We start from the raw sequence: 13,446 nt of genomic DNA on the forward strand, positions 1-13,446 counted from the left end.
GGACCGCGGCTCCGATTCACCGGTAGAATCTTCTTCAAGCGCAATCGGCCAATTCAGGCCCTTCAGGAAAATGTCGGATTTGCCAAAAACCTCGTTAGAGTGTTCATCAATGCCTGTTCATAAGGGCCCGCCACTCGATTCGCATCGTCGCGCCAAGCAATTGCAGCGAACGAACCGGGCAAAAAAAACCGTACATCAATCGTTGTTTGAAGCATGAATCGTCCGCTGTTTGTTTCTCTGGATGGGCCCAAGGGAACCGGCAAAACCACACTGTTGGAGGCCATTACGAAAGTACTGAGGGCAGACAACAAAAAGGTGATCCGACTTTGCGAGAAAAAAAGCGATCCCTATAGGGGCGAAACAATGGCCCTCGTTAACAAGCTCGTCAGAAATCCCACCCGGGATCTGGAGTTGGGGGTTTGTGAGCGCCTTGCTGATAGCCGTACCTGGATATCCCGGCACGTGCTGGCGAAACAGCCACCAGACAGCATCATCCTGATAGATCGCTGGTACCCGTCTGATGCCGCGTTTCGCCGGATAGTCCCGTTTGCAGAAATTCTCCAGTTGAACATTGATCGAAACGTGCGAGTGCCAGACCTGCATGTCGGGGTTGTCACCGACCCTGATATTTCATGGGCGAGGGCAGCGGCACGACGACGTGGGCTGAGCAGTACGGTGATCCATAAGCTGGAAGAACATGTCGCTTGTACCAAGGCGTTCGAGCGAGCGACTGCCGATCACGGCTGGGTTTTATGCCGTAATGAAGGAACGATCGAAGACGCAACGATGCAGGTGGTTTCTGAGATCTATAGAGTCCTCGATGTCCAGTAGGCGAAGTTTGCACCTTGAATTTTGCGCCACCTCCGTGAGGCGGGGAGGCTGGCCAGATGATTCTCGGATTTATTGTCCAACGGAAATATAAATCCGTCCCCTTTTTCTGGGGTCCCCTTTTTCTGGGGCAAATGGGGCACTTGGCAGGTGACGTGCCGGCGCTCTTCATCGTGGCGGTTGCCTTGGCCATCTTGACGCCCCGCTCGCAATTGGCCGCTCGGCCCCGGACACACAATGGGGCCTGAGAGCAGGTTTGACTGTCAGGATCGGGGCGAGAATGCTTTGGCTGCCTGCGGCTTGGATAGTAGAGGTGATAACCGGTCACCGCAGGACTCCAATCGTCTAATACACGTAGCAGGCGGCCTTCCAAAATATCCTGTTCAACGATGTCTTCGGGAAGATGAGCAAGTCCGACGCCAGCAAGCGCGAAGTCTTAGCCATGAACACTCAACAGTCAGGGTTTTACTGCGTGACCATCGTCGATGTGGGGGCGCCCGTTGGTTTTTTTCCGGCACTGTAAAACTCACCGTCGTACTGGTGAGGATTTTGTGAGTCGGGTCGGCCACTTCAAGAAGAACCTTATGAGTGCCGGGCGTCAGTCCGACCAGGATAATCGGATCTTCACTGGTGTGCGCCCACGTCCCTTTCCAGTCGTCGACGGTCACGTGAAGGTGACCGAGACGCGGTGATACCTCAACAGCCGCTTTGCCAAAAACCGGCATGATCCTGGTGTGCTCTGTTTGATACTGGATAATGACAACACCGCGGGCGAGCGGCTCGGCAAGCGGTGGATAGGCAATGAGTTTGGGTGCCGTCTCGGATTCCAATGGGAGTAGTGCCGGTGGGGGATGTGTGTCTGCTACCCCTTGACCGCACGCAGCTGTGCAAAAGAAGAAACCCAAAGCAAGGGACGGCAGTTTTCCGAGGGCGACGGGCATGGCATTTTTCTCCCGCGTGATTTGATTAAAGACTAGATCATTCCCGGTCAGTGAGCAGTGACCGAAGCACCATCCGTTGTACGTCCCTGATGAGTACCTCCGTGCGGAAATCATGAATGAGCGGCCCCAGCACCACGCCATCAAGCATGGCCCGCACGGCGGCCACCGTGATGTTCAGGTCATCGACCTGGAACCGTTTGCCAGCAATACCCAGCGCAATAATGTCTTTCAAAAGCTGCGCCTGCCTGGCGCGCAATCCCTCGATTTTCTCCCTTCGAACGGGCTCCAGGCAGTAGCTCTCGCGCGTGGACAGTATGTGCCACTGGCGCCGTGGCAACGCGAACCGCAAGTAAGCGCCGAGGTAGTGCCCTAATGCAGACCTTGGATCGAAGCGGGCAAGGGGCGTTTTGCTGACGCAGTGGAGCAGGTGATATTCATGTTCCTCAATGAACTCGAACAGAAGGCATTGTTTGCTTTCGATGTAGTGATAAAGCGAACCCGCTTGCAACCCTGCGTGCTCGGCAAGCTGACGCAAGCTCACGGCCTGATACCCCTCATTGACGAACATGCGCAGAGCAACACTGCGGATAGCCTCCAGCCTGGACGCCGATGCGTTACTGACATGAGTGGTTGCAATCTTGGTCATCATGATTACCGTTGCCCGGCCCCGAACAGGGCGGCCGGGGCTGTCGTAGGGAAGCCCTTGATGGGTTCGAATTCAAAACAAGGGAAGCGTGTAGGACATCACTAGTCGCGTCTGATCCTGGGCGCCGTCACTCGGTACATCACTTCGAAGCATCGCGTTTTTCAAGCCCAATCCCAGCCCCTTGAGGTGGCCGCTTTGAATGACGTAGTCAACAATGATGTCGCGCTCCCACTCTTGAGCATCCTGTGCACCAGACTGGATGATATGGGTGCCACGGTAGTAGCCAACGGACGCTGTCAGGCCGGGGAATCCAGATGCAACGAAGTTATAGGAGTACATGCCGAACACGGTATCTTCGCCCGCCCGCAGGAAGCTCGAGACGAATCTGTCCGTAGGTAGATAAGTACTGGAGCCGGCGGCACCTTCGCCAGTGCTGGCCTGGTTCAATTGGGTGAAGTTGCTGCCGGAAGACACCCTCTGATAGCCACCGGTGAGCGAATGGCCGCCCACGTTGTAAGTGAATATCGCCGCCCAGGTGTCATTGTCTATTCGGCCCGGGGTATCGCCAAAGCCGCTGAGCGTATAGCCGGAAGCGCGTCCCTGGGCACTATCGTTTTTACCCTCCGCCCGGGTTCGGAAGTAGCGCAAATCGGTTTTGAATGTTTGCCCTTCGGCAATGGGGAACGTGTGTATCAAGCCAAGAAAGTCTTGATCGTAATAATTTTCGAGTTTGGCATGGTAATACTGTAGTAGAAGCGGCTTGCTCAATTGATAGTCTGCTCCGGCGAAGGAGAAATTGTTGCTTTCACGCCGCCCTCCGGCAACGGCCAGCCCCGAACGGTTAGTCGAAGCTCGCCCGGTGGCTTCGTTGATGCGCCCGCCAACCAGAGTCAAGTTGTCCAGGGGTTTGGAGGTCAACATTGCACCTTCGAACAATTGCGGGAGCAGTCGGCCGTCGTTCGCTACCAGGATCGGCAGTTTGGGGAGCAGCGTTCCGACCTTGAGTTCGGTGTCTGATAATTTGGCCTTGGCGGTAACACCCAGCCGGCTGAACTCATGAACAGCCTTCCCATCGCTGTCATCGGGAAACATGGAACTGCCCCGATGATTGCCTGCCCCTCCGTCCAGGCGTACGCCCAGGGTACCGAGTGCATCAAGCCCGAAGCCTAATGTGCCATCGGTGTAGCCTGACTTGAGATCCAGCATGAAGCCATTGCCCCACTCGCGTATTTTGCTTTGGCCTTGAGGACCGGGCTGATTTCTATAGTCGTTATTGAAGTAGAAATTGCGCACGTTCAGGTTTCCCTGGCTGTCCGCCAGGAAGTCAGCGAAAGCAGTGCCCGGGCCGGCCAACAAGCAGCCAATGGCGGACAGCATTAAAGGATTTACAGGGGAAGTTTTTGTCATTGTTATGTGCTCCTGTTGTTTTTTTAATTGTTGTTTTGTAGGCGCGCAGGTTTTTTCGAGGCGAGTTCAGCCTGGCCCTGACAGTTTCATCAGGGCGTACTGGGCCTCAGCGCATGTGCTTTAAAATTGACTCGAAGGTGCTGTCGGCGATTTAAACTGTCTGGGCGACAGGTGTCGGGCGCAGGCGGTAAACGAGCAAGCCGAGCCCACCACCGACGACCAGTATCGAAGCCATGATGTACATCGCTGCATGGGTATTGCCGGTCACTTGAGTCAACCAACCCACGACAATCGTGCTGAAGAAACCGGCAATATTGCCCAGTGAATTGATCAACGCCACGCCCGTCGCGGCGGCTGCGCCACCAACCACTGCACTGGGCATGCCCCAGAAAACCGGCAGGCTGCTGACCATCGCGGCCGTGCCGATGGTCAGGCCAATCATGCCGAGCAACAGGTTGTCGCCGAAATAGGTGCCGAAGGCTATGCCCAGTGCGCCGATGCAGGCGCAAATTGCCAAATGCCAGCGGTACTCCCCACGCCGGTCGGAACTACGCCCTACCAGCACCATAGTGATTGCAGCGGCCGCATAGGGGATGGCACTGAGCACACCGATCACCGCCGGTTGCTGCACGCCGCTGTTACGGATAATGGTCGGAAGCCAGAAGCTGATCACGTACTGGCCCAGCACCAGGCAGAAATACACGGCGCCGAGCAGCCAGATCTGCGGATTGACCAAGCCGTCGCGCAGGCGATGGCTCTGTTTCTGCGAAGCCTCACGATCGATGGCCGCCTGCATGCCCTGGCGTTCTTCAGGCGTGAGCCAATGCGCATCAGCGATTCTGTCGCGCAGCAGGAAGAATACTGCCGCCCCAAGGGCTACTGCAGGCAGCCCTTCGATGACAAACAGCCACTGCCAGCCAGCGTAACCCGCGACGCCGTTGAGGTTTTGCAGGATAAAGCCCGAGATAAGCGCGCCGAGCATGCTCGAGACGGGCAGGGCGGTAATGAACATCGCCGTCATCACCCCGCGTCGATGGCTGGGGAACCAGGTGGTGAGATAGAAGATGATGCCGGGAAAGAATCCCGCCTCGGCAATACCAATCAGCAAACGCAGTGCGTAGAAGGCCAGGGGCGTCTCGATGAACATCATCGCCGCCGACAAAAGCCCCCAGGTCACCATGATGCGAGCGATCCAGCGGCGAGCGCCAAAGCGGTGCAGGGCGATGTTACTGGGGATTTCGAACATCAGGTAACCGACGAAGAAAATGCCCGCGCCCAAGCCATAAACGGCATCACTGAATTTCAGATCGTCGAGCATCTGCAACTTGGCGAAACCGACGTTGACCCGGTCCAGATAAGCGACCAGATAACAGACGATCAACAGCGGGATAATCCGCCAGGCTGTCTTGCGGTAGGCTGATTTCAATGCGTGGTCGGGCATTACGCCCGCCGGGAGTGGAGGTTGGTTCATGTCTAGCCTCTTTATTGTTGTTGTCGAAGCGAAGATGAAACTCTTGTTCAGGTAGCAGGCAGTAAGCGTGTCGAAGGCCATTCGCCTGATCGGCACATGTCGTGTACCACCTGGCTAATCAGTTGCGCGATCAAGGTCCGCAAGTTGCTGGCGGGTCGCGTTCCGCAGGTGCAGATACCCAGCGTCCGGAATACGCCAGGCGCAGCGAAGGGGTGGGCAACCAAGCGCCCTTCAGCCACTTCCCGCACCGCCAGATTGAGCGGCATGATGGTCGGTCCAATGCCAGCCTCGACGGCACTTTTGAGGATGTAGACCGAGTTGACTTCCATGGCTACTGCGGCGGGCGCTCGCTGTTGCTGTTCCAAGGCCCGATCGACGATGGCCCGGGTGCTGTGACTGTGGGCCTTGCTGGGAAAGACCAGCGGCCGCGTGACGGCCTGGGCCAGGGTCACCTCGCCGGGTGGCGGCGCCTCAGGGTCGTTGGCGCGATGGATCAGATAGAGGTCCTCTTCAATCAGTGGCGTAAAGCTCACTTCCGCAGGCAATCCCGTGGGCGTGAACAGCGCGATGTCGACACTGCCACGGATCAACTGGTCGACCAGATTGCCGGTCAACTCTTCATTCAATTGCAGTTCCACCTGGGGGTATTTCCGGCCCACTGCCTGCAGCAGCGGCAGGGCAATGATCGGTGAAACGCTCTGCGGCAGCGCCACGACGATGGAGCCCGTCAATACGCCATGCCCCGGCAGGACCGCTGCCTTGGCATCGCGCAATTGCTTGAGAATGCCCAGGGCATACTCGTAGAACACCTGGCCTGCCTCATTGATGGCGATGCCGCTATTGCTGCGATGGAACAGCGTCACACCCAATTCGTCTTCCAGCGCGCACATCTGCTTGCTCAACGCCGATTGCGCGATGAGCACCTTGCGGGCTGCTCCTGAAAGGCTGCCCGCATCGGCAACGGCCAGGAAGTATTTGAGCTGGCGGATTTCCATAAGCGTACCTCTTGCAAGTCTCGGGTTTACGCCGCCGGGGTACCTCGGGCAAAAATCTTCCCGGGGTTCATCAATTGTTGTGGGTCCAGCGCTGCCTTGATGGCCGCCATGGTGTCTACCGCGTTCTGGCCAAATTCCGACAGCATGAATGATTGCTTGGTCAGGCCGACGCCGTGTTCTCCGGTGCACGAACCGTTCATGGCGATGGCGCGTTCGGCCAGACGGTGAGCGACGAGGGTTGCCCGTTCCAATTGTGCCGGGTCGGCCGGGTCGATCAGGATCACCGCATGAAAGTTTCCATCGCCAACGTGGCCGAATATGGGGGCCAGCAAGTCGTGTTCCTGCAGATCGATGGCCGTCGCCTCAATGCATTCGGCCAGTCGCGAGATAGGGACAACCGCATCGGTCGTGACCGAGCGACAACCTGGGCGCAGCGCCAGTGCGGCGAAGTAGGCATCATGCCGTGCCTGCCAAAGTCGGCTGCGGTCTTCAGGGTGCAGCGCCCATTCAAAGTCCTGTCCACCCTGTTCGTCGGCGAGCATGCGTAGCGTTTCCACCTGTTCCTTGACGCTGGACTCGGAGCCATGCAGTTCGAAGAACAGGGAAGGGGCCTCTTGCAGCGTGGTCTTGCTGTAGGCATTGAGCGCGCGAACCGTCAATGCGTCGATCAGTTCAATGCGCGCCATCGGTATGCCCAACTGGATGGCCTGGATAACCGTGCGCACCGCGTGATCGACACTGGGAAAATTGCACACGGCCGCCGAAATGGCCTCCGGGATCGGGTGCAGTTTTACCGTCAGTTCGGCAACGGTGGCCAAGGTGCCGCCGGAGCCCACCAATAGGTGAGTCAGGTCATAGCCTGCCGACGACTTGCGTGCCCGGCCGCCGGTCTGCAGCACACGGCCATCGGCAAGTACGGCCGTCATGGCCAGGACGTTTTCGCGCATCGTTCCGTAGCGCACCGCGTTGGTACCCGAAGCTCGGGTGGCCGCCATGCCGCCCAATGAAGCATCTGCACCCGGGTCGATCGGGAAGAACAAGCCGGTCCCGTGCAAGGCGGCATTCAACTGTTTGCGGGTCACCCCTGGTTGTACCGTGACATCCATGTCGTCGACGCGCACTTCGATGATCTGGTTCATGCCCGACACATCTATGCAGATGCCGCCGTGTACCGCATGTAACCACCCCTCCAGAGAGCTGCCGCTACCGTAGGGGATGATCGGCACTCGATGGGTGTGGCAGGCCTTCTGCACGCTGACGATCTCTGCAAGGCTGTTCACAAAGGCCACCGCTTGCGGCGGCATGGGATCAAGGGCGGAAATGTCACTGCCGTGGTGCTCACGAACACTCGCTGAAGAACTGAACCTGGCACCGAGCAGGGCAGTCAGTTCTTCGAGCAGCGCTGATGGCAGCGATTTGAATTCAAACGTATTGATCGCAGGGCCTTGCATGCAGGGATCTCCTGTTGTTTTTGTTCATGCCGAGCGACGTTGGAGTACGAGGCATCCGGCACGGGGAGTGGAGTTGGCTATATCTTAGCCGCATGGACGGGCTTGCGGTTATGCAGAATAGAGATGGCCCTATCCCTGGGGCAGATGGTGGCCCCAACGGTTCTTGGGGTAGTCCGCTGCCTGCGCGGGCGCTTTTTTCCGGCATAAGGAAAACCGATACCTGCTTAATGACTTCACAGACGACGCTGGGCAAGCGTTTGCTTTAAGTTCGACGCTACCGACTTGACGGTAGTAGCGGCGATTGACTCGCTATAGCCGCCATACTAATAAATCAAAGGAATTGAACATGGCCATGCGTTTCGATGACAGCGGGTTCTCCCGCCGCTCGCTGCTCAAAAAAAGCTCCGTCGTGCTGACAGCCAGCGCCGCGCTCAGCATGCCGATCCTCAGTCAGGCCGCCTCAAACAGTGGTCAGCAGAGCGCAGACAAACCAGGCAGCGATCAATCACCAGGTCCGGTTATGGATGCCCAACAACTCACTCTGTTGTCTCAGCCCAAGATCGATTGCCACCATCATGTGATCGACCCGGTCCAATTCCCCTATCCCGCGGACGCTACCTACCAGCCGGCAGGACCTGAGGTCGGTCCTGCGGCGTATTACGAGCAGGTCATGCAGGCCTATGGCATTCGCCATTCAGTGATCGTGCAGCCGACCTCCGCTTATGGCTACGACAACAGTTGTCTACTGGACACGCTGGCGCGCAACAAGGGGCGCCATAAAGGTGTGGTCGTCGTGCCGAGCGACATCTCCAGCGAGACGCTCGCGCAGTACAAGGCGCAGGGTGTAATCGGTGTGGCACTCAACGCTGCGCTGCTGGGCCCCGAGCGTTTTCTGAAGGTCGATACCCTGATGGGGCGCTTGGCCGAGCTGGACCTGTTTGCCCAGATCCAGGTGAAGGACGATCAGTTGCTCGCGCTGTTGCCCTTGCTTGAGCGCACTCGTGCGCGTGTGCTGATCGACCACTCCGGCCGGCCCGATGCCAGTGCCGGCTTGCAACAACCGGCCTTCCAGGCACTGCTGTCTCTTGCCGGCAACGGACGTACCTTCGTCAAACTGTCCGGGCTGTCGCAATACTCCAGGCAGAGTTACCCCTATGCCGATGCCCAACCCTACCAACTGGCATTGCTGCAGGCATTCACTGCCGAAAACTGTATGTGGGGCACCGACTGGCCGTTCTTGCGCGCGCGTCAAAACATGGAGTTGGGCACCGTTCTGACAAACTTCGGCGAGATGTTCCCGAATGCCAGCGACCGCCAGCAGATACTTTGGGAGACCCCCAAACGCCTGTTCGGCTTTACTGCCTGACCAATACGTCACGATTGACTCGGATGGGTAGGCAGTGCCCAGGGCCGGATGAGGGCTTAGTTGACCATCACCTCGTCCAGTGCCTGCTCGAGGGTGCTGACCGTGCGCTCGATATTTTGCAGTTTTTCGAGTCCGAACAGACCAATGCGGAAGGTCTGGAAGTCGGCCGGCTCGTCGCATTGCAACGGCACTCCGGCGGCGATCTGTAGGCCGTGGTTGGCAAATTTCTTGCCGCTCTTGATGTCGGCATCATCGGTGTAGCTCACCACTACGCCAGGGGCCTGAAAGCCGGCTGCGGCCACGCTTTTGATGCCTTTTCCGGTCAACATTGCGCGCACCCGATCACCCAGAGCCTGTTGTTCGTCGCGGACCTTGTCGAAACCGTAGGCTTGCGTCTCTTTCATCACTTCGTTAAACCGCGCGAGGGAATCGCTGGGCATGGTCGCATGGTAGGCATGTCCGCCCTGTTCGTAGGCCTGCATGATCTGAAGCCACTTTTTCAGGTCGCAGGCGAAGCTGCTGCTCTGCGTCTGTTCGATGCGTTCGAGGGCCAAAGAACTGAACATCACCAGGGCGCAGCAAGGGGAGGCGCTCCAGCCTTTCTGCGGTGCGCTGATCAGCAGGTCGACTGCGCATTTGTGCATGTCAACCCAAAGCGTGCCTGAGGCAATGCAGTCCAGCACGAACAGGCCACCCACCGCATGCACGGCGTCGCCGACGGCCCGCAGGTAATCGTCGGGCAGGATAATCCCTGATGAGGTTTCAACGTGGGGGGCGAAGACAATCTGCGGCTTCTGCGCCGCAATGGCTGCCAGCACTTCGTCCAGAGGGGGAGGGGCGTAGGCAGCCTGGCGACCCGTGTCGACCGGTCGGGCTTTCAGCACCGTGGTGTCCGCCGGGATGTTGCCCATCTCAAGGATCTGGCTCCAGCGATAACTGAACCAGCCGTTGCGTATCACCAGGCATTGCTGGTCGGTGGCAAACTGTCGCGCCACCGCTTCCATGCCGAATGTGCCGCTGCCCGGCACCACCGCAACAGCCTGGGCGTTGTAGACCTGTTTCAGGGTCCTGGAAATGTTCTTCATCACGCCTTGAAATGACTGCGACATGTGGTTGAGCGAGCGGTCGGTGTAGACCACTGAGTACTCGACCAACCCCTCGGGATCGATACTGGGATATAGCTTTGACATGGGTGACTCCTTTGGCAGAGATGTCAGTGGTATCGACCCTGCCCTAAGCCTTGGCAAATGACAAGATTGCCCGGGATTGAATTGCGACTTCTGTCGAAAGGTTGAATCCACAGCCAATAGCGGACATTCAGTCCAGGCTATTGGCCAATGATCGGGACAGTTCGTCCCCGTCTCTCAATTGACTTTGTTCAATTGTGGCAACTGCCACTTGCCCGAAAGCACGTCCTCTGAAGGCTGGTAAAGGCGCAACATCACGTAGAAACCGCCTTCGGCTGCCGGAAGCCAGTTAGCGGCATTCTCTCCCTGCGGTTTTTTGTGGGTGTGAGTTATAACTGGTAAATCCAGGCTGATCAGGTACAGTTTTGTACCTGATCGCCGGCTATACCCTGTAACTCTCGGCAATCGTGGATACATAAGGATTAGTACCGAACATGACCGCCCGAGCCTTGCGTATCGGGTATCTGGTCCACAAATGGCTATGGTGGCTTGCCATTGAAGGTCATCTGGGCACTGCTCGACCTGATTTCCATCGTCGTATTGGGTAGTGGTCTGTATCTCTGGTGGGGCCGACGCAAGGTACCGTTGGAAAAGCGCCTTGCAGAGCTGAATGCCAGTGGCCTGGCAACGGAGGGCAGGGCATGAGGCGCGGTCTGTGGATGATATTTCGTTGGCCGCTGCTGCTGGCTCTGCTGAGCTTTCTCGGTTTGCTTTCGGCTTTAATCGGCGATGAATTCTATGACGTGGTGTCGTGGCTCAGCCTGGGTGTGCTTTTGCTGCTGGTCGGGGTGGTCTGGATACGCATGCGTCGTGTAAAACGACCGCGTTCGTGATCGTAATCGGCGTTCTGCTCGCAGAGTGGGGGGCGAAACAGTCGTTACGATTTTCTTTCCCCACTGATACCGGTGCCTCTCTGTTTCAGGCTCGATCATTACAACTATTGGCTGGACGTATGCGCGGCTTGACCGTCCGCTTTTGGCCGTTCTCTGCCGGTCGTAACTACGGCGTGTGCTGGTCCATTCAGTTTTCAAGCTGCGAAACACGCGCTCCATCGGGCATTATCCCAGCAGTTTCCACGAGGGAATTACCTGGTTGCTATAAACCACTTTTTTGAGTTGTTAACCTCAGTGGTTTACAGATCAAAAAATTGGTTTGCAAGGTGTCTAGCGAATCCACTGTGATTCAAGGTGCGTTGACGATGTCGCCTAAGGTGAAATGGACCTTGTCGCGCCCACTGTTCTTGGCCGCATACAGTGCCTTGTCGGCTTCGTTGAGCCAGTCTGCGGCGTCGGTCATTGCACTGCAGCACGATGCCAAGCCGATACTCAGGCTGACTCGCAGCTCAGGCAGTTGCTCATTGCGGTAGTTGCCCATTGCCCCTCGCAGTCGCTCCATAATTTCGCCGGCCTGGCTCAGTGGGCTGTTGGGCAGGATCACACAGAACTCGTCTCCACCAAAGCGACCGGCCAGGTCACCTTGGCGAAGGTTTTTCTTAAGTTCGGCGCTCAGCTGGCGTAGCACGCTGTCGCCAACGAGATGGCCGTAAGTGTCGTTGATCTGTTTGAAGTGATCGACATCAATGATCGCGATCACCGTTTCGAAGCTCTCCTGCCGGAAGGCGAAAAACTGCAGATGAAGCAAATCCTTCCACGCCCCATGATTGAGCAGGCCGGTGAGACTGTCGGTACAGCTCAGGGCGCTAAGACGGCGCTTGTGGTCGGCGAGCTTAATGGCCAGGCGATAACAGACCCAGCCCAGCGCTAATGGGTAGAGCGTCAGCATCGGCAAGCAGGCGTAGATCTGTAGGGCGGTTGCAGTAAGTTGCACCTGCGGGCCGAACAGTGTTATCGCAAGCAGAATTCCGACAACTTGGGCCAGCGCGCCATGCACGAATAAACGCTGGCCGCCTGCAGCGACGTTGTTCATCGTCATCATCGAAAGGATGGTGACGGCAGGCAACGGATTGAACTGCATGGTCGCGGTCCAGAACCCGCCCATCACTGAGTCGTAGAGTAAGTTGCGCCGCTCCGCCTGATACGGCTCACTAGCACGGGTGGCCAATTGATAGGCCAGATGCGGCCAAACCAAGCCGTTGAAAAGCAACAGTACCCATACCCATCCCGGCAGGCCCAGCGGCGCAATGGCGGCCAGTACGCTCAGCATGCCAATCGCCAGGCCAATAAGGCGTGGCAAGTAGATTCGTTTGGCAAAAGACTTTCCTTTGCCAATCTTATTTTCCATTATCCCATCACCATTCATGTTTCGCTCCCTCGATAGTTATTGTCTTCAATATTAACGCGAGGGTGAAGAGCGACCTTGCAAGCGCTCTCAAGGCTTAGGCAAACCGCTCTAACTCCTGGCCTGCCACGATCGTACAAGCCTCGCTGGCCTTTCGATCATAATATTGAATCGCCAGCAGAGCGACTTCTGAATCGGTCCTGGTTTCATAGGCACATCTGACGGGCTGTTTTTGGCCGATTTCTGCCTGTCGCGACCGGTTGAATCCACAAGTGAAACCCGGCCAGTGAGCCGTAATGCTGTTCACTTAAGTCAACGCGAACCTTGTAGCAGCTGGCGCAGCCAGCGTCCGGCTGCGTAGCAGTCGTGAAATCAAACGATGCGGTGTTTCAGGAAATCAGCGCGTCGAGGATTTACGACTGCTACGCAGCCGGACGCAGCCGGACGCAGGCTGCGCCAGCTGCTACAGAATTGTGTCGCTCCTTAAATGAACAGCATTAGGCCCGTGAGCCGGGTTTTTTGTTCTCGCCATTCGTCTATTGCCGGGCACTTACAGTGTTTCCCCTACCTCTCATGTTCAAGCACGGACATTTACATAACTATCGGAGACCAGCATGGACATTGATGAGAATGCACCGGGAAACATATCGCAGCATGGCGGTACGAGCAGCACGGATAACGAAACGGGTCATGACCCCAAGCGGTCTGAAGTTCCGTCGAAAACGGCCGAGGTCGACGCACCCAATAATCCAAAGCAGGACCCCGCAGCTAAAGAAAACTCGTACAGTCCCGACTTCAAATCAGAACCTGAACATAAGCCGGTTCAAGATGCCGATATTGATACTCAGGGGGGTTAGTAACATCTCCCGAATCAGTACGCAGACTCAGCATGGAAATTGATGAGGATGCAGCTGGA

At 57.2% G+C, this 13,446-nt stretch carries 13 protein-coding genes and 2 pseudogenes; 5 read left to right on the forward strand and 10 right to left on the reverse strand.

Going from position 1 to position 13,446, the window contains the following annotated elements:
* Positions 1–213 precede the first annotated feature (213 nt).
* Positions 214–831, forward strand: coding sequence for a dTMP kinase (locus tag J2Y56_RS10600; protein ID WP_150780809.1), 618 nt, complete (start codon positions 214–216; stop codon positions 829–831).
* A 286-nt stretch (positions 832–1,117) separates the two neighbouring features.
* On the opposite strand, the pseudogene J2Y56_RS10605 reads toward J2Y56_RS10600, so the two are convergent.
* The 7 genes and pseudogenes from J2Y56_RS10605 to J2Y56_RS10635 form a co-directional block, all read right to left on the reverse strand.
* Positions 1,118–1,258 (reverse strand): annotated as a pseudogene (locus J2Y56_RS10605) (LysR substrate-binding domain-containing protein); the annotation flags it as partial.
* Complete coding sequence (locus tag J2Y56_RS10610; RefSeq protein WP_405046848.1) at positions 1,212–1,910, reverse strand: DUF6130 family protein; 699 nt, start codon at positions 1,908–1,910, stop codon at positions 1,212–1,214. The pseudogene J2Y56_RS10605 and the gene J2Y56_RS10610, both read right to left, overlap by 47 nt.
* Entirely contained in the window at positions 1,807–2,418 is a 612-nt protein-coding gene (locus J2Y56_RS10615) for a TetR/AcrR family transcriptional regulator (RefSeq protein ID WP_007946291.1), read from the reverse strand. Before J2Y56_RS10615 ends, J2Y56_RS10610 begins: the two co-directional genes overlap by 104 nt.
* Positions 2,419–2,487: 69 nt before the next feature.
* A complete protein-coding gene (locus J2Y56_RS10620; protein WP_310337769.1) occupies positions 2,488–3,822 on the reverse strand; it encodes an OprD family porin in 1,335 nt (444 codons plus the stop codon).
* 151 nt (positions 3,823–3,973) lie between these two features.
* Complete coding sequence (locus J2Y56_RS10625; RefSeq protein WP_310337770.1) at positions 3,974–5,293, reverse strand: MFS transporter; 1,320 nt, start codon at positions 5,291–5,293, stop codon at positions 3,974–3,976.
* A gap of 47 nt (positions 5,294–5,340) precedes the next feature.
* Complete coding sequence (locus tag J2Y56_RS10630) at positions 5,341–6,288, reverse strand: LysR family transcriptional regulator (RefSeq protein ID WP_310337771.1); 948 nt, start codon at positions 6,286–6,288, stop codon at positions 5,341–5,343.
* Between the two features lie 26 nt (positions 6,289–6,314).
* Positions 6,315–7,739: an FAD-binding oxidoreductase gene (locus J2Y56_RS10635; protein WP_007946295.1), complete on the reverse strand. Its 1,425-nt coding sequence runs from the start codon at positions 7,737–7,739 to the stop codon at positions 6,315–6,317.
* Positions 7,740–8,085: 346 nt separating this feature from the next.
* On the opposite strand from J2Y56_RS10635, the gene J2Y56_RS10640 reads away from it, so the two are divergent.
* Complete coding sequence (locus J2Y56_RS10640) at positions 8,086–9,105, forward strand: amidohydrolase family protein (protein ID WP_310350035.1); 1,020 nt, start codon at positions 8,086–8,088, stop codon at positions 9,103–9,105.
* Positions 9,106–9,161: 56 nt separating this feature from the next.
* Here J2Y56_RS10640 and J2Y56_RS10645 read toward each other — a convergent pair whose 3' ends face one another.
* Both J2Y56_RS10645 and J2Y56_RS10650 read right to left on the reverse strand, forming a co-directional pair.
* Entirely contained in the window at positions 9,162–10,295 is a 1,134-nt protein-coding gene (locus J2Y56_RS10645) for an aminotransferase class V-fold PLP-dependent enzyme (RefSeq protein WP_310350036.1), read from the reverse strand.
* A gap of 174 nt (positions 10,296–10,469) precedes the next feature.
* Complete coding sequence (locus tag J2Y56_RS10650) at positions 10,470–10,709, reverse strand: DUF1214 domain-containing protein (RefSeq protein WP_310350038.1); 240 nt, start codon at positions 10,707–10,709, stop codon at positions 10,470–10,472.
* A gap of 63 nt (positions 10,710–10,772) precedes the next feature.
* Here J2Y56_RS10650 and J2Y56_RS10655 point away from each other — a divergent pair.
* Together J2Y56_RS10655 and J2Y56_RS10660 are read left to right on the forward strand one after the other, a co-directional pair.
* Positions 10,773–10,937: pseudogene (locus J2Y56_RS10655) on the forward strand (PepSY domain-containing protein); the annotation flags it as partial.
* Positions 10,934–11,125, forward strand: a complete 192-nt coding sequence (locus J2Y56_RS10660) for a hypothetical protein (protein ID WP_310350040.1) — start codon at positions 10,934–10,936, stop codon at positions 11,123–11,125. The pseudogene J2Y56_RS10655 and the gene J2Y56_RS10660, both read left to right, overlap by 4 nt.
* 349 nt (positions 11,126–11,474) lie before the next feature.
* On the opposite strand, the gene J2Y56_RS10665 is transcribed toward J2Y56_RS10660, so the two are convergent.
* A complete protein-coding gene (locus J2Y56_RS10665; RefSeq protein ID WP_150780818.1) occupies positions 11,475–12,533 on the reverse strand; it encodes a diguanylate cyclase in 1,059 nt (352 codons plus the stop codon).
* 611 nt (positions 12,534–13,144) lie between these two features.
* Here J2Y56_RS10665 and J2Y56_RS10670 point away from each other — a divergent pair.
* Positions 13,145–13,387 carry a hypothetical protein gene (locus J2Y56_RS10670; protein ID WP_007944285.1) on the forward strand — a complete coding sequence of 81 codons (243 nt, stop codon included), beginning with the start codon at positions 13,145–13,147 and terminating at the stop codon, positions 13,385–13,387.
* The last annotated feature ends 59 nt before the right edge of the window (positions 13,388–13,446 follow it).

Origin of the sequence: Pseudomonas sp. BE134, from assembly GCF_031456105.1 — a bacterium.
Taxonomy (GTDB): Bacteria; Pseudomonadota; Gammaproteobacteria; order Pseudomonadales; family Pseudomonadaceae; genus Aquipseudomonas.

Coding starts and splice junctions, on each gene's coding strand:
- J2Y56_RS10600 (WP_150780809.1), top strand. CDS start 214: ATGAATCGTCCGCTGTTTGTTTCTCTGGATGGGCCCAAGGGAACCGGC.
- J2Y56_RS10610 (WP_405046848.1), bottom strand. CDS start 1,910: ATGGCGTGGTGCTGGGGCCGCTCATTCATGATTTCCGCACGGAGGTAC.
- J2Y56_RS10615 (WP_007946291.1), bottom strand. CDS start 2,418: ATGATGACCAAGATTGCAACCACTCATGTCAGTAACGCATCGGCGTCC.
- J2Y56_RS10620 (WP_310337769.1), bottom strand. CDS start 3,822: ATGACAAAAACTTCCCCTGTAAATCCTTTAATGCTGTCCGCCATTGGC.
- J2Y56_RS10625 (WP_310337770.1), bottom strand. CDS start 5,293: ATGAACCAACCTCCACTCCCGGCGGGCGTAATGCCCGACCACGCATTG.
- J2Y56_RS10630 (WP_310337771.1), bottom strand. CDS start 6,288: ATGGAAATCCGCCAGCTCAAATACTTCCTGGCCGTTGCCGATGCGGGC.
- J2Y56_RS10635 (WP_007946295.1), bottom strand. CDS start 7,739: ATGCAAGGCCCTGCGATCAATACGTTTGAATTCAAATCGCTGCCATCA.
- J2Y56_RS10640 (WP_310350035.1), top strand. CDS start 8,086: ATGGCCATGCGTTTCGATGACAGCGGGTTCTCCCGCCGCTCGCTGCTC.
- J2Y56_RS10645 (WP_310350036.1), bottom strand. CDS start 10,295: ATGTCAAAGCTATATCCCAGTATCGATCCCGAGGGGTTGGTCGAGTAC.
- J2Y56_RS10650 (WP_310350038.1), bottom strand. CDS start 10,709: ATGTATCCACGATTGCCGAGAGTTACAGGGTATAGCCGGCGATCAGGT.
- J2Y56_RS10660 (WP_310350040.1), top strand. CDS start 10,934: ATGAGGCGCGGTCTGTGGATGATATTTCGTTGGCCGCTGCTGCTGGCT.
- J2Y56_RS10665 (WP_150780818.1), bottom strand. CDS start 12,533: ATGGAAAATAAGATTGGCAAAGGAAAGTCTTTTGCCAAACGAATCTAC.
- J2Y56_RS10670 (WP_007944285.1), top strand. CDS start 13,145: ATGGACATTGATGAGAATGCACCGGGAAACATATCGCAGCATGGCGGT.